Source organism: Actinomadura sp. KC216 (assembly GCF_004348535.1).
Taxonomy (GTDB): Bacteria; Actinomycetota; Actinomycetes; order Streptosporangiales; family Streptosporangiaceae; genus Spirillospora.
This window is the reverse complement of record NZ_SMJX01000176.1, coordinates 1-17,033: the sequence shown is the minus strand read 5'-3', so window position 1 is coordinate 17,033 and position 17,033 is coordinate 1. Positions and strand designations below refer to the sequence as shown.

General features: G+C 73.3%; 15 protein-coding genes and 1 pseudogene. 7 read left to right on the top strand and 9 right to left on the bottom strand.

The features are described 5' to 3' along the window. Window positions 1-873, bottom strand: an 873-nt coding sequence (locus E1264_RS26615; protein WP_132178181.1) for a serine/threonine-protein kinase, incomplete at its 3' end; no start/stop codon positions are given. 179 nt (window positions 874-1,052) lie between these two features. Here E1264_RS26615 and E1264_RS26610 point away from each other — a divergent pair. Genes E1264_RS26610 through E1264_RS26600 form a run of 3 tightly spaced genes read left to right on the top strand, consistent with a single transcriptional unit; the run spans window position 1,053 to window position 3,590 of the window. Then, window positions 1,053-2,078, top strand: a complete 1,026-nt coding sequence (locus E1264_RS26610) for a DUF6777 domain-containing protein (protein WP_132178180.1) — start codon at window positions 1,053-1,055, stop codon at window positions 2,076-2,078. Between the two features lie 19 nt (window positions 2,079-2,097). Further along, window positions 2,098-2,517, top strand: coding sequence for a metalloregulator ArsR/SmtB family transcription factor (locus E1264_RS26605; protein ID WP_132178179.1), 420 nt, complete (start codon window positions 2,098-2,100; stop codon window positions 2,515-2,517). Next, the gene (locus tag E1264_RS26600; RefSeq protein ID WP_132178178.1) at window positions 2,514-3,590 is read left to right on the top strand and encodes a cation diffusion facilitator family transporter; all 1,077 of its coding nucleotides are present in this window, start codon (window positions 2,514-2,516) and stop codon (window positions 3,588-3,590) included. The genes E1264_RS26605 and E1264_RS26600 overlap by 4 nt, the downstream gene beginning before the upstream one ends. A gap of 10 nt (window positions 3,591-3,600) precedes the next feature. On the opposite strand, the gene E1264_RS26595 is transcribed toward E1264_RS26600, so the two are convergent. Both E1264_RS26595 and E1264_RS26590 read right to left on the bottom strand, forming a co-directional pair. Next, window positions 3,601-4,494 (bottom strand): amidohydrolase family protein, encoded by an 894-nt coding sequence (locus tag E1264_RS26595; RefSeq protein ID WP_132178177.1) that lies wholly within the window; start codon window positions 4,492-4,494, stop codon window positions 3,601-3,603. A gap of 21 nt (window positions 4,495-4,515) precedes the next feature. Then, window positions 4,516-5,613 carry an alpha/beta hydrolase family protein gene (locus tag E1264_RS26590; RefSeq protein WP_132178176.1) on the bottom strand — a complete coding sequence of 366 codons (1,098 nt, stop codon included), beginning with the start codon at window positions 5,611-5,613 and terminating at the stop codon, window positions 4,516-4,518. Between the two features lie 157 nt (window positions 5,614-5,770). Here E1264_RS26590 and E1264_RS26585 point away from each other — a divergent pair, with 157 nt between their 5' ends. Continuing rightward, window positions 5,771-6,757: a YegS/Rv2252/BmrU family lipid kinase gene (locus E1264_RS26585; RefSeq protein WP_132178175.1), complete on the top strand. Its 987-nt coding sequence runs from the start codon at window positions 5,771-5,773 to the stop codon at window positions 6,755-6,757. Window positions 6,758-6,771: 14 nt separating this feature from the next. Here the strand turns inward: E1264_RS26585 and E1264_RS26580 are convergent, their stop codons facing one another. Then, window positions 6,772-7,908, bottom strand: a complete 1,137-nt coding sequence (locus E1264_RS26580; RefSeq protein ID WP_132178174.1) for a P1 family peptidase — start codon at window positions 7,906-7,908, stop codon at window positions 6,772-6,774. Next, complete coding sequence (locus tag E1264_RS26575) at window positions 7,905-8,540, bottom strand: TetR/AcrR family transcriptional regulator (protein ID WP_132178173.1); 636 nt, start codon at window positions 8,538-8,540, stop codon at window positions 7,905-7,907. Before E1264_RS26575 ends, E1264_RS26580 begins: the two co-directional genes overlap by 4 nt. Before the next feature lie 151 nt (window positions 8,541-8,691). Here E1264_RS26575 and E1264_RS26570 point away from each other — a divergent pair. Beyond that, window positions 8,692-9,993 (top strand): annotated as a pseudogene (locus E1264_RS26570) (APC family permease); the annotation flags it as partial. Between the two features lie 38 nt (window positions 9,994-10,031). Here E1264_RS26570 and E1264_RS45455 read toward each other — a convergent pair. After that, window positions 10,032-10,718: a PadR family transcriptional regulator gene (locus E1264_RS45455; RefSeq protein WP_243711186.1), complete on the bottom strand. Its 687-nt coding sequence runs from the start codon at window positions 10,716-10,718 to the stop codon at window positions 10,032-10,034. 217 nt (window positions 10,719-10,935) lie between these two features. Between E1264_RS45455 and E1264_RS26555 the strand changes: the two genes are divergently transcribed. Beyond that, a complete protein-coding gene (locus tag E1264_RS26555) occupies window positions 10,936-11,226 on the top strand; it encodes a helix-turn-helix domain-containing protein (RefSeq protein ID WP_132178171.1) in 291 nt (96 codons plus the stop codon). On the opposite strand, the gene E1264_RS26550 is transcribed toward E1264_RS26555, so the two are convergent. Genes E1264_RS26550 through E1264_RS26540 form a run of 3 tightly spaced genes read right to left on the bottom strand, consistent with a single transcriptional unit; the run spans window position 11,223 to window position 15,846 of the window. After that, window positions 11,223-11,615, bottom strand: coding sequence for a hypothetical protein (locus E1264_RS26550; protein ID WP_132178170.1), 393 nt, complete (start codon window positions 11,613-11,615; stop codon window positions 11,223-11,225). The two genes, E1264_RS26555 and E1264_RS26550, sit on opposite strands and share 4 nt — an antisense overlap. Next, window positions 11,615-13,927: a DUF4132 domain-containing protein gene (locus E1264_RS26545; protein WP_132178169.1), complete on the bottom strand. Its 2,313-nt coding sequence runs from the start codon at window positions 13,925-13,927 to the stop codon at window positions 11,615-11,617. Before E1264_RS26545 ends, E1264_RS26550 begins: the two co-directional genes overlap by 1 nt. Next, window positions 13,927-15,846 (bottom strand): DUF4132 domain-containing protein, encoded by a 1,920-nt coding sequence (locus tag E1264_RS26540; RefSeq protein ID WP_132178167.1) that lies wholly within the window; start codon window positions 15,844-15,846, stop codon window positions 13,927-13,929. The genes E1264_RS26545 and E1264_RS26540 overlap by 1 nt, the downstream gene beginning before the upstream one ends. 135 nt (window positions 15,847-15,981) lie before the next feature. Here E1264_RS26540 and E1264_RS26535 point away from each other — a divergent pair. After that, a partial coding sequence (locus E1264_RS26535; RefSeq protein WP_132178166.1) for an NAD(P)/FAD-dependent oxidoreductase occupies window positions 15,982-17,033 on the top strand: 1,052 nt, incomplete at its 3' end.

The window sequence follows — 17,033 nt, the reverse complement described above, 5'->3', positions numbered from 1 at the left end:
GATCGCGGTGGGGCCGGGCAGGCCCCCGCGCGCGGTCCCCCGCCCGCCGTGCCGCTCCCGCTCGCCGAGGAGCCACATCAGGACGTCCTCGGACGCCGGGCGGGCCTTCGGGTCCTTGGCGAGGCAGGCGGCGGCGACGTCGGCGAGCGGCCCGGGCAGGGCGCTCAGGTCGGGCGTCTCGTTCATGATCCGGTTCATGACGGCGGGCAGCGGGCCGCCGGCGAAGGGATCGCGGCCGGTGGCGGCGAACAGCAGCGTGCCCGCCCAGGCGAACAGGTCGGTGGCCGGGACGACGCGTCCGGTGAACTGCTCGGGCGCCATGTAGGCGGGGGTGCCGACGACCTGGCTGACCTGGGTGGCGTTGGTGTCGAACGCGCGGGCGATGCCGAAGTCGATCACGCGCGGGCCGTCCGGGCCCATCAGGACGTTCTGCGGCTTGAGATCGCGGTGCACGACGTTCGCGCGGTGGATCGCGGTCAGCGCGGTCACCGAGCTGATCGCGAGGCGTTCGAGGTCGGCGCCGGTGCGCGGGCCCTCCTCCTGGACGAGCAGCCGCAGCGACCGTCCGGGCACGTACTCGCTGACGATGTAGGGGCGGTCGCCGGCCGTGTCGGCGTCGAGCATCTGCGCGGTGCAGAACCCGGCGACGCGCTGCAGGAGGGCCAGCTCGCGGACGAACCGCTCCCGCGCGCCCGCGTTGCTCAGCAGCTGCGCGTGCAGCAGCTTCACGGCCACGCGCTCCGGCCCCTGCCCGGGCTCGGCCGGGCGGCCGAGGTAGACCACGCCCTGGCCGCCGGTGCCGATCCGGCCGAGCAGCTCCCAGCCGCCGAGCCGGGTCGGATCGGCCGTGCTGAGGGGAATCGGGCTCGCCATTCACAACCCCCGGTCACGTCCCCCGATACCGGCCGGGGCAGCCGGGGGAAAATTTGAGCATTTGCCGGGCACAAAACCGCCCCGCCCGGCATCAAAGAGTATAGGTTCGGCACGCCCGAAGCGGGAGAGGAAGCATGCTAGTGATCCATTCGCTAATTGCCCGGCGCAGGGTTTCCGCCGTGCCTGCCGCGGGGGCGGCGGCCGCCCTCGTGCTGGCGGCGGGGACGCTGTCCGGATGCGGGGACGCGGGCGCGACCATCACCCGGTTGACCGTCGGGACGCCCGGCCCCGATCCGTACACGCTGGCGTCCAACACCGACCGGACCGATGTGAAGCAGCGGCCGCGCGCGGGCGGGACGAAGGACGGCGACTCCCCCGGCCTGTACGGCGGGACGCGGCAGGCGTCGACCTGCGACCAGCAGAAGCTCGTCGCGTTCCTGCAGGCCAACCCGGACAAGGCGCGGGCGTGGGCGCAGGTGCAGGGCATCCCGGCCGACGACATCCCGCGGTACGTGTCGCGGCTGACGCCGGTGCTGCTGCGGACCGACACGCTCGTCACGAACCACGGTTTCAAGGACGGGAAGGCGGTCAGCGGGCCCGCCGTCCTCCAGGCCGGAATGGGCGTTTTGATCAATGGTTACGGAGTGCCCACAGTTAAGTGCAATTGTGGCAATCCCTTGACCCGCCCGAAGGAGAAGATCTCCACCCGCAAGGCGTCCTACACTGGCCGGTCCTGGCCGGGATTCGAGAAGCGGAATGTGACCGACATCCGGCCGCGGGATTCCCGGAAGGGGACGATCGTCACCTTCGTCCTCGTCGATCCGGAGGGCACGATGGGGTTCCAGCGGCCCCGCGCCACCGAGGGCGAGGCGGACGGTCCGCCGATCGCGCTGCCGTCCGCGGAGACCGAGGTCCCGGCGAGCGACTCGCCGGCGCCGTCCGACTCCGGGCTGGATTCGCCCGGGATCGAGTCGCCCGGGACGGAATCGCCCGGCGTCGAGCCGACCGGCACGGAGTCGCCCGGCACCGGCGAGACCCCGTCGCCCGGCGTCCCGCCCGGTGACCCGGGCACCGGCGGCGACCCCGGTCCCGGCGCGCCGCCGGACGGGGGCGGCACGGGCGGGATGGCCCCGCCCGCCGGGCCGCAGGGCCCGATCTCGCTGCCGCCGTCGCGGGGGCCTGAGCCGGAGCCGGCGGTCTCATGATCGGGTGTAGTCTGCTCATATGAGCAGCCCCTCAGATGTCGCTCCGCCGATCGCCCGGCCCCTCTCCGGGGCCGAGGCCTGCGTCGTCCGCGTGGTCGACCCCGCGAAGGTCGCCGACGTCACCGCCGCCCTGCCGGGCACGGAGACGATCAACGAGCTGGCGCAGGTCTTCGGGCTGCTGTCCGACCCCGGCCGGCTGCGGGTGATCACCGCGCTGCTCGAGGGCGGCGAGATGTGCGTGTGCGACATCGCCGCGGCCTGCGGGCATTCGGAGTCGGCGGTCTCGCACGCGCTGCGGCTGCTGCGCGCCAACCGCGTCGTCCGGGTCCGGCGGGCCGGGCGGATGGCCTACTACCGGCTGGACGACTCGCACGTCCGGATGCTGCTCGACCTCGCCCTGGCCCACATCGGCCACGGCGCGGAGAGCGAACCCTCATGATCGGCGGCAGGGAGGCCGGCCCGGCGGAACGGAAGCACGGGAACGGCCACGGCCGAGGGCATGGTCACGGGCACGGGCACGGCCATGGGCACGGTCACGGGCACGGCCATGGGCACGGCGTGTCGCCGAACGCCGACCGGCGGTTGCTCGGCGGCGCGCTGGCGCTGATCGTCGTCTACATGGCGGGCGAGGTCGCGATCGGCGTGATCGCCAGCTCGCTGGCGCTGATCACCGACGCCGCGCACATGATGACCGACGCGTTCGCGATCGCGCTGGCGCTGGTCGCGATGCGGATCGCCGCGCGCCCGCCGCGGGGCGGCTTCACCTACGGCCTGCGCCGCGCCGAGATCCTCTCCGCGCAGCTGAACGGGCTGACGCTGATCCTGCTCACCGTCTACTTCCTGTACGAGGGCGTCCGGCGGCTGGTCGAGCCGCACGACGTCGCGGGCCAGTTCGTGTTCTGGACGGCCCTCGCCGGCATCGCCGTCAACGTCGCCGCCACCGTGCTGATCGGCCGCGCGGACCGGCGCAGCCTGAACGTCGAGGGCGCGTTCCAGCACATCCTCAACGACCTGTTCGCGTTCATCTCCACCGCGGTCGCCGGGCTCGTCGTGTGGACGACCGGCTTCGACCGCGCGGACGCGCTCGCCTCCCTGGTCGTCGCGGCGCTGATGCTGAAGGCCGGGTACGGGCTGCTGCGCGACGCGGGCCGCGTGCTGATGGAGGCCGCGCCCGCCGGCCTCGACCCGTCCGAGCTGGGCACCCGGCTCGCCGCGCGGCCCTGCGTGGAGGAGGTGCACGACCTGCACGTATGGGAGCTCAGCTCCGGCTACCCGGCGCTGTCGGCGCACGTGCTCGTCGACACCAAGGGCGACTGCCACGCCGTCCGGCGCGACCTGCAGGAGCTCCTCCGCGACGCCTACGGGATCACGCACTCGACGCTGGAGGTCGACCATGTGGACGACCCGCCGGGCGGCGGGCACGGCCACTGCGACGACCCGCACGGCCCCCGCCACGTCGTGGACCCAGGCGGGCCGCACGAGCACGCCGGCGGCGCGCCCTGCGAGCACTGACGACCACTCATCATTCGTGGCCGAGGCCGAGGAGCGCGGCCGGGCCGTGCCAGCAGACGGCGCGCAGCCAGTCGTCGCCGAAACCGAGCACCGCGAGCGACTCCAGCTGGTGCGCGTACGCGTAGGGGATGTTGGGGAAGTCGGTGCCGAGAAGGACGCGCCCGGCGAGGCCGAGGTCGCGCAGGCCGGGCAGCAGCGCGTCCGGGTACGAGGCCAGCACGGCGAACCGCGTGAAGATCATCGTCGTGTCCAGGTGGACGCGGTCGTACCGGGCCGCGAGCGCCGCGAAGCCCTCGAACTCCGGCGCGCCCAGGTGCGCGACGACCGTGGTCAGCCGCGGGTGCCGGGCGAGGACCTCGCCGAACGGCCCGGGCCCCGTGTAGCCGTTGGCGACGGGCCCCGAACCGGCGTGGACGAGCGCGGGCACGCCCGCGTCGGCGAGCATCCCCCACACCGGGTCGAGCTCCTTGGCGCGCGGGTCGAACCCGCCGACCTGGAGATGGACCTTGAAGATGCGGGCGCCGCCGTCGATGGCCCGGCGCACGTAGCCCTCGACGCCGGGCTCGGGGAAGAACGTGGCCGTCTGGACGCATTCGGGGACGCGGGCCGCGAACCCGGCGGCCCACCCGTTCAGCGACTCGGCCATGCCGGGACGGTGCGGGTACACCAGCGAGGTGAACGCGCGGACGCCGAGGCCGCGCAGGAACGCCAGCCGCTCCTCCTCCGGGTCGCGGTACCGGATGGGCCATTCGGTGCCGATCAGCGGCCCGGCCTCGTCGAAGTAGCTCCAGACGGCGCTCATCAGCCGCGGCGGCATGAAATGGACGTGGACGTCGATGATGCCGGGCAGCCCCAGCGCCCGCCAGAACGCCGGGACGTCCTGATCGGAACGAGGTTCGGTCACATCCCCGACCCTAGCCGGGCGTCAGGTGATCTCGGCCAGCAATGCGGGCAGGGTCGCGCGGAGCTCGCGGCGCCAGTACGGCCAGGTGTGGGTGCCGCGGTAGAAGTGCGCCGAGACCGGGATGCCGAGCTTGCGGAGCTTGCCGGCGAACTCCTGCGAGACGGTGTGCGCGAGCGCCTCGACCGCGTCGAGCGGCTCGGCGGCTTTCCCGCCGGTGCCGGGGCGGCGGTCGTAGGGGCCGGGGGCGCCGTCGCCGGAGCTGACGTGCAGGCGGACGCCGGCGAGCCGGTCGGCCAGGTCATAGGGGTTGTGCTGCCGCCAGACGGCGCGCTGCTCGTCCGGGTCGCCCCACACTTCCGTCCAGTCGAGGGACGGGGCGCCGATCGCGACGCCCAGCTCGACGAGGTCGGCGACGTCCAGCCCCGCCGGGTCGCGGTACAGGGTGTGGACGGGCCCGCTGAACGAGGCCGCCGCGCGAAACAGCCCGCGGTGCCTGGCCGCGTACGACAGCGCGCCGAGCCCGCCCATCGCGTTCCCGGCGACGGCGCGGTCGGGCCCGGCGCGGTATCCGCGTTCGAGGATCTGCCGCAGTTCCGCCAGATGGAACGTCTCCCACTTCGGTGTTCCACCGCCGCCGCGATTCCACCAGTCGGTGTAATTGCCGCACGGACCGCCGTCGGGCATGACGACGATGACGTCGGCGTCTTCGGTGAGTTCCTCGATATCGGTGTGGTCGGTCCAGGCGGTGTGCCCACCGTCCTCCAGCCCCCGCCCACCGCCGTCCAACGGACGGGCTCCGCTCGACGATCCGCCTCCCGCTCCGGCGCCGTGCAGCAGCCACAGGACGGGCCAGCGCCGGGACGCGTCCCGCGACCAGCGGGCCGGCAGCAGCAGCCGGGCGCGGCCGACGTCGTCGAGGACGGGCGAGCGGATAGCCAGGTCAAGGACCCGGCGGCGCGGCCGGCGCTCGCCGATCACAATGGCGCCGTCGTCGGCGGGCGCCGCCTTGCGGGCGGCGCCTCCCGGCGGGCCGCCCGCCGGGCCGCCCGGTGCGATCGTCGCCGTCAACCCGGCGATGCCGACGATGAATCCCGCCCCCGCCAAGCCGCGCAGTCCCATGTTCTTTCGCCCTGGTCATTCAGATGTGCCTCTCTGTAAGGGTTCCCAGTCAGAGGCATGTTTCAACGGCGGATAATGGGTTTATAAAGCTTCGGCCGGAGACGAGCCGGATTCTCCCCGGGAGGGGTGACGCCGAAGAGAGGATGCTGAGCGTCGGATGCGGAGCAAGGCTGAGCTTGAGGCGGCGATCGCGGGCGGCGGGCGCGCCGCGCTGGTGATCAACTCCCGGTCGCGGCGGGGGCGCCGGCTTTACGGCGAGGCCCGCCGGATGCTGCGCGAGGCGGGCGTGGACGTCGTCCACGTGTTCCCGGTGACCGACCCGACCCGGCTGCGGGAGCTGTTCGGCGACATCCTGGCGCTGGAGCCCGACCTCGTGATCGTCGGCGGCGGGGACGGCACGGTCGCCGAGGCGGTCGGGCACCTGGCGCACCGCGACATCGCGCTCGGCGTGCTGCCGCTCGGCACCACCAACAACTTCGCGCGGAGCCTGGAGCTCCCGATGGACCTGCCCGGCGCGGTCCGGGCCCTCGCCGTCGGCCGGCCCGCCGGCGGGAAGGTCGCCGACGTCGACGTCGGCTGGTTCGAGAGCACCGCCGACCCGCAGGGCGAGGGCCCGGCCGGCGACCGCGAGCACATCTTCGCGAACATGGTGAGCCTCGGCCTGTCGGTGCAGGTGGCGCAGGGCGTCCCGCACGCGCTGAAGCGGTTCGTGGGCCGTCCCGCCTACGCGCTGACCGCGGTGCGGCTGCTGCCGCGGCACGAGGCGTTCACCGCCCGGATCACGATCGAGGGGAAGACCCGTGAGCTCGAAACGCACCAGCTGAACGTCGCGAACGGCGCGCACCAGGGCGGGCAGCGCATCGCCCGCGACGCCAGCCCGGACGACCGGCTCCTCGCCGTCTACCGGCTCGGCGACGAGCGGCGGCTGCGGCTGATGTCGGCGACGGCCCGGCACATCCTGACCGGGCCGTGGCGGACCCTCGACGAGGACGCGTTCCTCACCACCGCGCGGGTGGAGATCGAGACCGACCCGCCGATGCCGGTGGACGTGGACGGCGAGATCCGCGGCCGGACCCCGGTGTCGATCCGGCTGCGCGGCAACGCGCTGCGCGTGATCGTCCCGCAGACGTTCGTCGACACCTGAGGCCGGGGGCCAGGCTAGAGGACGCCGCGGGCGGTGAGCAGCGCCTTCAGCCGGTCGTGCGGGAGGGCCGGGGAACGGTGGCCGTTCCGACCGATCATGGTGCGGCCGGCGAGCAGCACGTTCAGCACGGCCTCCTCGACCGCCTCCACGACCGCCTCGTAGAACGGGTCGATCAGGTTCCACGGGACGAACCGCAGCGTCTCGTAGCCGGGCTCGCCGCGCGGGAAGCCGATGCTCATCGCGCCCGGGTTGGCGGTGGAGAAGGCGAGGAAGATGTCGCCGGACCCGTGCGCCCCGTAGGCGCCCGTCCGGGCGAGCCCCAGCGGGACGCGGCGGGCGAGCGCGGTGCACTGGCCGGGGAGCAGCGGCGCGTCCGTCCCGATGACGACGATGACGGAGCCGGAGCCGGGCGGCGCGAGCCAGTCGTCGTCCTCGATGGGGTTGTCGTCGGCGAGGTCGGCGCCGACCGGCACCCCGCAGACGGTGAGCTGGCGGCGCCCGCCGAAGTTGGCCTGGACGAACGCGCCGACCGTGTAGGAGTCGGCGCCGTGCGCCACGACCCGCGAGGCCGTGCCGCTGCCGCCCTTGAACGCGTAGCAGTTCATGCCGGTCCCGCCGCCGACGGAGCCCTCCTCGACCGGCCCGCCGGACGCCGCGTCGATCGCGGCGACGGCGTGCTCGGGCCGGACGTGGTCGCCGGTGATGTCGTTGAGGTAGCCGTCCCAGGTCTCGGCGACGACGGGCAGCATCCACTCCTGGAACCCGGGCAGCCGGCGCAGCGCCCACTCGATCGCGCCGCGATGGGCGGCGCCGACCGCGTGCGTGTTGGTGATCATGACGGGCAGGGTCAGCGCGCCGGTCTCGGCGATCCAGTGCGACCCGGTCATCTCGCCGTTGCCGTTCAGCGAGTAGATCCCGGCGGCGCACGGGTCGAGGAAGCCGTCCCGGCCGCGCGGCAGCAGCGCGGTCACGCCGGTGCGCACCGTGCCCGGAGCTTGTCCTTCGAATGACGGTGGGTGGGGGCTGGAGGACGGCTCGTCGCCGGAGATCAGCGTGGTGTAGCCGACCTCCACCCCGGGGACGTCGGTGATCGCGTTGTTCGGTCCCGGTGTGCCGGGCAGCGGCAGGCCGAACGAGCGGGCTCGGGTCATCGGTCTCCTTCCTGATCGCCGGACCCGGGGTCGCCGAGGTCGCAGCCGGTGGCGTCGGACGCGCAGGCCAGCAGGAGGCTCTCGGCCCGTGCGACGTCGAGGGTGGGCACGGCCATGGTGATGTGCAGCCCGTAGCCGTCCTCCAGCGCGACGAGGTTGCGCGCGAGGGTCCCGGCGTCGCGGGTCAGGGTGAACGCGCCGGTGGCGGCGCCCGCCTCCAGGATCCCGGCGTAGATGCCGACCTGCCGCTCGTAGAGCCGGATGTGCTCGGCGGCGTAGGAGGCGTCGCGGCGGGCCACGGCGCCGAGCTCGTACAGCAGCACGCACAGCTCGTCGTCGGGCCCGGACGGCAGGCCGCTGCGGATCATCGCGACGAGCCGGCGGCGGGGGTCGGGCTCGTCCCGGACGGCGTCCTCGCGGGCGGCGCAGAACCGCTCGACGGCCTCTCGCTGCACCTCCCGCAGCAGGTCGGTGAGCGTCGGGAAGTAGTACAGGACGGAACCGGGCGACATCTCCGCCTCCTCGGCCACGTCGCGCAGCCGGAGATCGAGCATGCCGCGGCCGAGGACCGCGCGGCGGGCGGCGGCCACGAGGTCCAGGCGCCGCTCGTGGGCCTTGCTGGGGCGTGCCATGCCGACATTCTCCGAAGACCGTTCAGACAATGCAAGTCAGAGTCGTCGCAGGTGAAGCCGAAACCAAGTTGTAACATGCCAGGTCCTTGACCTGACACGGGCGGGTTCTTTGATACTCACTCAACGAATTTCTGTCCGGGAGGTGTCCGTCATGGCCGCTCCAGACGTCAGACCACAGTCCGCCGACCGACCGCCCGCCCTGCACCGCGGGCTGAAGACGATCGGTGCACTGCTCATCGTCCTGTCGGCGATCACGCCCGCGTCCTCGGTGTTCATCATCGCGCCGGGCGTGCTCTCGCAGGCGGGCACCGGCGCGTTCCTGAGCTTCGCCGCCGCGGGCGTCGTCGGCATCTTCATGGCGTTCGTGTACGCCGAGCTGGCGTCGGCGTACCCGCTGACCGGCGGCGAGTACGCGATCGTCGGCCGCACCCTCGGCCGCCCGGCCGGCTTCATCGTGCTCGGCCTGATCCTGATCACCCAGCTGCTGATCCTCGCGGTGATCGCGCTCGGCGTCGGCACCTACCTCGGGGTCCTGATCGACGGCCTCAACGGCCCGATCATCGCGGCGGTCACGGTCGCCATCGCGACCGTCATCGCGATCTTCGACATCAAGGTCAACGCGGTGGTCACCGGGATCTTCCTGGCGATCGAGATGATCGCGCTGCTCGTGCTGGCCGGGCTGGGCTTCCTGAACGTCGAGCGGCCGTTCACCGACCTGCTCGCGGACCCGGTCGTGGCGGGAGACGGCGGGGGCCTCACCGCCGCGTCCGCGGGTCTGATCGCGGCGGCCACCGCCGTCGCGATCTTCGCTTACAACGGGTACGGCTCGGCGGTCTACTTCGGCGAGGAGACCCACGACGCGCACCGGGCGGTCGCGCGGACCGTGCTGTGGGCCCTCGGCATCACGGTGGCGGCCGAGATCATCCCCGTCACGGCCGTCCTGCTCGGCTCGCCGGACATCGAGCGGCTGCTGAGCTCGGAGAACATGATGGAGTACTTCATCACCGAGCGGGCCGGCGACACCGTCAACACAGTGATCAGCCTGGCCATCGCGCTCGCCATCTTCAACGCGGTGATCGCCATCATGCTGCTCACCGCCCGGCTGATCTTCAGCTCGGGACGGGACCGCACCTGGACGCCGAAGATCGACGGCGCGCTGTCGGCCGTCCACCCGCGCTTCGGCACCCCGTGGATCGCGACGATCGTGGCCGGGGCGCTCAGCGCCGCCGCGTGCTTCCTCGACGAGAAGTTCCTCCTCGTCGTCACCGGGACGTCCCTCGTCGCGGTGTACGGGGCGCTGTGCCTGGCGGTGATCGTCGGCCGCCGGAACGGGACCACCGCGCACGCCGGATACAGGATGCCGTGGTTCCCGGTCGCGCCCGTCGCCGCGCTCGCCGCGCTCTGCTACGTCATCTACCAGAGCGCCAAGGACCCGGAGATCGGGCGGCCGAGCCTGATCGTGACCGTGTCGGTGATCGTGGTGTCGGCGGCCTACTTCGCGCTCGTCCTGCGCCGCCGCGGCGGCTGGAGGCTGACGGGCGCGGCCGACGACCCGGGCGGCGACCCCGCCGGTGACGACCCGGCCGGGGGCGCCCCCGCCGGGGACGACCCGGACGCCGGTGAGCCGCGGTCGTCGGCCATGACGTAGGCGCCGGACTCCAGCCGGCCGATCAGCCGCCGCGTCCAGTCGGCGGCGGAGTCGGCGGAGTGCACCCACCAGCCGAGGAGTTCGCGCAGGTGGTCGTCCGGGTCCTGCGCGTCCAGGTGCGGGGCCACGGACGACCGCCAGCCCGCCAGGCCGTCCAGCCGCTCGCGCAGCAGCCGGACGGCCTCGGCGCGCGGCAGCTCGGTGAGGAACCCGAGCCCGGCCGTCAGCATCTCCGGATGCCGGACGTCCACGGTGGCGAGGGCGCGGCGCAGCATCCGCAGGAACTCGGCGCGGCCCGCGTCGGTGATCTCGTAGTCGGTGTGCGGCGGCCCGGCGTCGCTCTCCTTCACCTCGTGCGCGCGGAGCATGCCCTCCTTGGCGAGCTGCCTCAGCGCGTGGTAGATCGAACCGGGGTTCACGTGGGCCCACTCGTCCGAGCCCCACGAGATCAGCTCGCGGCGGACCTCGTACCCGTGCGCCCGCCCGAACCGCCGCACGCCGCCGAGCACCAGCAGCCGCGTCGCCGACATCCCGCTCCCCCTGACCGTAAGTGCGTTTCAGCGTAGGCGCTGGAGATGACAATCGGCGACGAACGCGGCTAGCCGCGCAGCAGGGCGAGGTCGTCCGGCGTGAGGACGACACCGGCGGCGGCCATGTTCTCCTCCAGGTGGTCCGGGGAGCCGGTGCCCGGGAGGGGTCGCGATCCTCGCGGGCCCGCCGGAGGGCGGCGTCCGCGAGTACACGGTCGTGCGGTCGCCGAGCGTCGTCCGGGGCGTCGTCTCGCTGTTCGAGGCGACCTGGGACCAGGCGACCGACCTGGCCGACTACCGCCGCGACCGGCCGCCCGCGCTGTCGGAGGAGAGCCTGCGCATCCTTCGGCTGCTCGCCGGCGGGCTGAAGGACGAGGCCGCGGCGCGCCGGCTCGGCATGTCGCTGCGGACCTACCGGCGCCGCGTCGCGGAGATCCTCACGCTGCTGGACGCGGGCTCGCGCTTCCAGGCGGGCCTGCGCGCCCACGAGTTCGGCCTGATCGGCTAGCCGCCCGCGAGCGGGACGAGCTTGACGAAGACGAGGTCGGGGTCGGTGGTGAGGTCTACCTCCTCGTCGAGGTCCTCGACCTGGCGGTCGCCCGCCAGGACGAAGAAGCCGTTGGCCTGGAAGGCGCGTTCGGCGATGCCGGCCTGGCGCTCCCAGTCGATGCGGCGGGCCTCGCGGAGCCGGTAGCCGTTCAGCTCCGCCTCGGCGCCGTCCGGGCGGACGAGCCCGTGGAACCGGTCGGAGGGGCGGGCGTTGTGCCGGGCGACCTCCTCGCGGACCCGGAGCCTGATCAGCTCCCGGACGGTCATCCGCTCCGGCAGGCCGGCCAGGTGGAACTCCGCGACGGGCCTGCCGGTCGCGGTCTCGTCCCGGAACGTCACGGCGGGCATCAGGCACCTCGCTTGATCTGCAGGAGGATGGACTCGTCGGTGATCTCGTCGTCGGCGGCGAGCAGGAACGCCTTGCTGAGGATCAGCGACAGCAGCTCCTCCTCGAACGGCAGGAACACCCGGCCGGGGGCGGCCTTGCGGCGCTCGGGGATGATGCAGAGGAACGCGTCGTCCGGCTCCATGACGACGTTGGCCGAGCGCAGGTGGATCTTGTAGGTGCGGAGCCGGCCCCTGACCGTCAGGTACCGGCCGTCGGTCGAGCACCGGTCGGCGATCTTCGTCCGGGGCAGGACGCGTTCGAGCGCGTCCCTGCGGGTCCGGGTCGACTCGGCGGGGTCGGCGTACCACTCGCGGACCCAGTAGGCGTGCGCCTCGCCGTCCTCCCACATGTCGTCGGTGGCGATCGAGGTGACGCCGACGAACAGGTCGACGTCCCGCATCGCCTCGCTGAACACCAGCGGCGGGACGTCGGCGAGCGGCGCGTCCCGCCAGGCGCCGCCGACCCGGCGGGCGAACCGGACGCGGCCGGTCCCGGCGATCGGCTCCTCGCCCTCCCAGTCGGCGAGGACGTGGGAGAGGCGGATCCGCCATTCGCCCGCGGCGAGCGTCCGCGCCGCCTCGTCGGCGTCGCCGCCGTCCCAGGGGCCGAGCAGGCGGCTCGTCCAGCCGCGCGCACGGAACAGCGCGAACAGCCGCCGGTAGTGGACGAGGTGCGCGGCGAAGCGGTTGGAGTACGTCCCGGTCTCCTCCTCGGCTGGAGTCAGGAGGTATATCTCGCGGAACGCCTGCTTGAACGGCTGCCGGATGCGGCGGTCGACGAGCAGGTCGCGCCAGGCGCGGACCGTGTCCGGGTCGGATCTGAGCGGGTGCCAGAGGCGGACGGGCGCGTCGCCGGCGGCGTCCGGCAGCGCGCCCGCCTCGGGCAGGACGGACCGCCATTCGCCGGGCGCCACCTCGATCTCCCAGATCAGGCGGCGGACGGCCGGGCCCGCGATGGGGTGGTTCACGAGCGTGTCGCGCCACCGGCCGAACGGGTGCGTCGCGTCGACGGTGTAGCCGCCCTCCACCGCGCGGACGAGCGTGGCGATCTGGGCGCCGACGCGTTTGACGAGGTCGCGCAGCTCCTTGACCTCGTCCTTGTGGTCGCGGCGGACGGCCGCCGGGACGCCCTTCAGCACCGTGCCGTCCTTCTCGAACGCCAGCTCGGCCTTGCCGGCGACGGTGACGACGGCGGTGTGCTCGCCGAGCGGGCGGCGGAGCGTGCCGTCCGGGCCGAAGCCGAGGCCCGGGAGGCGCAGCGCGACGTCGGTGCGCTCGGCGAGGGCCGCGTCGATCTTCTTGAGCATCTTGTCGAGCTGCTTCGGCACACCGGCGTGCCGGGCCGTCCGGCGGACGGTCCTGATCGCGGTGACCAGCTCGGGGGTCGGGAAGTCCTGCGCGGCCCGGGCGATCTCGTACAGCAGCGCCTGCGACGGCAGCGTCTTCGCCCGCGTGGGCGCGACCGCGATGTCGAGGAGGAGCGTGTCGAAGAGCGAGGGCAGCCAGGGTTCGTCCCGGTGCAGCGCGAGGCGGGCGGCGCGGCCGAGCGCCCCGACCTCGCCGGTGGTGAAGGCGCCGTCCGCGCGGTACGGGATCTCTCCCGTCTGGATCGCGCGGGCCCGGGCGGCGGCGACCTCCAGCGCGCGGCGGGCGAACTCGATGTAGGGGCCCACCTCGGAAAGGCGCTCCCAGACGTCCGGGATCGGGGTGCGCGAGAGGCTGTGGGCCAGCTCGGTGGCCAGCAGCCGCTCCGCCGTGGTGAGACGGGTGAGGGTGTCGATCTCCTCCAGCCGTATCGGGCCGGGGTCGTCACGGCGGAGCCGTTCCGCGACGGCGGCCACGAGGTCGTCGCCCGCGAGGCCTGCGATGGCGAGCAGCGCGAACGCCTGGTCGGTGCGCTCGCCGTCCATGAGGAACGTGACCAGGGTGCGCGCCTGGACGGCGACGTCGGGCCATGGCCCCGTGCAGCGGACCAGCGCGCTCGCGCCGAGCGTCAGGTCGGCCCATTTGCGCGTGTCCAGGCCGGTGACGAGCGTGTCGAACAGGCGTCGGCAGGCGTCCGGCGTGTAGCGCGACCGCCGCCCCTTGTACTCGTCCTGGACCATGATCCGGAGGTGGGACGTGGGGAGGCCCGAGGCGGAGTAGGCGGCGGGCGTGAGGGTGCCGAGCTCCTCGTCGGAGAGCTGGGCGAGGTCGTGGGGGGACGGGCGGAACTCCGCGTCCTCCGGCGCGGGATCGGTGAGGGCGCGCAGGAGGCGGGCGGCGAGGTCCATCAGGCTCCCCTCTGGATCTGGTGCAGGATCGTCCGGTCCGTGATCTTGTGGTCGGCGGCGAGCAGGAACGCCTTGCTGATGATGAGGGAGAGCCGCTCGTCCTCGAACGGCAGGTACACCGTTCCCTTGCTCTTGCCCCTGGCCTGGACGATGCAGAGGTACGAATCGTCCGGCTCCATCAGGATGTTGGACGAGCCGAGATGGATCTTGTACGTGCGCAGCTCGCCCTTGACGACCAGGTAGCGGCCGTCGAGCGAGCAGCGGGCGGCGATCCTCGTGCGGGGCAGGATGCGCTCCAGCGCCGCGCGGCGGACCTCGGCGCTCGCGGTCAGCTCGCCGAACGTCGTCGCGCGCCAGTACTCGGCGAACCGGTCCGCGCCGCGGTCGGTCCACTCGGCGTCGGCGGCGATCGAGGTCACGCCGACGAACAGGTCGACGTCGCGCATCGCCTCGCTGAACACGACCGGCGGGACGTCGGCGAGCGGCGCGTCCGCCCACCGGCGGCCCCGCCCGCGCTCGAACCTGACCTGGTCGGTGGAGGCGTACCGCGGCGCCCAGTCGGTGTCGTCGTCCACCGGCTCGTGGTAGAAGCACGCGCGCCACTCGCCGCCGCCGAACCCGCGGCGCGCCTCGCCGTTGTGGCCGCCGTCGTAGCGGCCGAGGAAGTTGGCCTGCCAGCCGCGCTCCTTGAACAGCGCGTACAGCCGCCGGTAGTGGACGATGTGCGCGGCGAACCGGTTGGAGTACGTCCCGGTCTCCTCCTCGGCCGGGGTGAGCAGATAGATCTCGCGGAACGCCTGCTTGAACGGCTGCCGGATCTGATCCTCGACGACCCGTTCCCGCCAGGCGCGGACGCCGTCGACCGTCGCCCGGATGGGATGCCAGAGCCGCACCTGCGCCGGGGGCTCGTCCGGCGGGGTCATGGCGGCGTGCCAGGCGCCGTCCTGCCCCTGGAACTCCCAGATGAGGCCGCGGGCGAGGACGCCGGTGATCGGGTGGTCGCGGTAGTGCTCGCGCCACTCGCCGTAGGGCCAGACGCGGTCGTCCGACATCAGGGCCTCGATGCGCGCCCGCTCGGCCGACAGCGTGCCGCGCACCTCCTTGGCCAGGGCCTTCAGCTCCTTCAGCTCGTCGGCGAAGCCGTCCTTGACGGCGGCCGGGGCCGTCTTGGACGGCTTCCCGTCCGGGCCGGTGAACGTGAGCCGGACGGTCGCCGCGTCCTCGACCGCCACCCGCACGGTGTGCTCGCCGAGCGTGCGTTCGAGCGAGCCGTCCGGGCCCAGGCCGTGCGCCGGGACGCTGCGCTCGACGAGCTGCGCCGCCGTGATGCCCTGCCGTCCGGCGGCCGTGCGGAGCGCGGTGTCGACCTGCTTCCGCAGCGCCCGGTTCTTGATCTTCGCCTGGAGCCGCGACAGCGACTCCAGCGCGGCCGGGTCGCCGGCGGCGCCGAGCGCGTTGATCGCCGCGCCCGCGAGCTTGTGGTCCTCGAAGAGGTCGCCGTTGCGCGTCCCCGCGCGCAGCGCCAGTCCGCCGAGGAGCGGCACCGTCTCCGGCCCGCCGGTCAGGGCCGCCGCCCAGACGACCCCGCGCACGAAGTCCCCGTGGTTCTGATGGACCAGGTAGTGGTAGTGGTACTCATGCCCGTCGAGCCAGTCGGCGTGCGCGCCGTCGTCCCTGCTGCACTGGGGCTCGCCCTCGACCAGCGCCCGCAGGCATTCGGCCACGGTGCCGCGCATGGACGCGGCGTCCGCGAGCGCGACGCACTCGCGGCTCCACTTCTGCGACGGACGCGGCGACGAGAGCCGCGCCAGATGCCGGACGAACCGCGCGAACTCGACCGCCGGCTCCGGCTCCGCACGCGCACGCTCGCGCAGCGCCGCCGCCCATGCGCCGCGCTCGGGGATCAGGTCATGGGTCACGTGCGCCTCCTCCAACACATGGCGGAATCGTGGCAGGGGGCGCCGACAGAATCCGCGGTTCCGGCACCTGTCCGCCCGGCTTCGCGGTCACCTACGCTCGGGGAGAGACCGCGGCGGACGAGGTTCGGGACGGCCATGGCGCACAGCGTGGTGATCATCGGGAGCGGGTTCGGCGGGATCGGGATGGCGATCCGGCTCCGGCGGGCCGGGATCCGCGACGTGGTGATCCTGGAGAAGGCCGGCGACCTCGGGGGCACGTGGCGGGACAACACCTACCCGGGGGCGGCGTGCGACGTCCCGTCCCACCTGTACTCGTTCTCGTTCGAGCGGAAGACGGACTGGTCGCGGCGGTTCCCGCCGCAGCCGGAGATCCTCGGCTACCTGCGGCACTGCGCCCGCGAGCACGGCGTCCTGGCGAAGATCCGGTTCGGGACGGAGGTGACCGAGGCGCGGTTCGACGAGGGCGCGGCGCTCTGGCGGATCTCCACGACGTCCGGCGAGCTGGACGCGCGGGTGCTGGTCTCGGCGTGCGGGCAGCTCGACCGGCCCGTGCTGCCGCCGATCGAGGGGCGCGCCTCGTTCGCCGGGCCGAGCTTCCACTCCGCCCGCTGGGACCATGACGCCGACCTGCGGGGACGGCGCGTCGCCGTGGTCGGGACGGGGGCGAGCGCGATCCAGATCGTCCCGGAGATCGCGCGGGAGGCGGCGGAGCTGCGGCTGTTCCAGCGGTCCGCCCCGTACGTGATCGACAAGAAGGACCGGCCGTACCGGGGTTGGGAGAAGGCCGTCCTGGCGCGGGTGCCCGGCGTGTACGGGCTGAGCCGCGCCCGCGTCTACGCGGCGTACGAGTCGCGGGCGCTGGGGTTCGTGAAGTACCCGAGGCTGATGACGCTGCTGGAGAAGCGGTTCAAGAACGCGCTGGCGGACGGCGTCGGCGACCCCGCCCTGCGGGACGCGCTCCTCCCCCGCTACCCGATGGGCTGCAAGCGGATCCTGCTGTCCAGCGACTACTATCCGGCGCTGGCCAGGCCGAACGTGCACCTCGTCACCGACCCGATCACCGCCGTCACACCGTCCGGCATCAGGACCGGGCAGCGCGAGCACGAGGTCGACGCCATCGTGTACGCCACCGGGTTCCGCTCCACCGAGTTCCTGTCCCCCATGAAGATCGTCGGGCGGGACGGGCG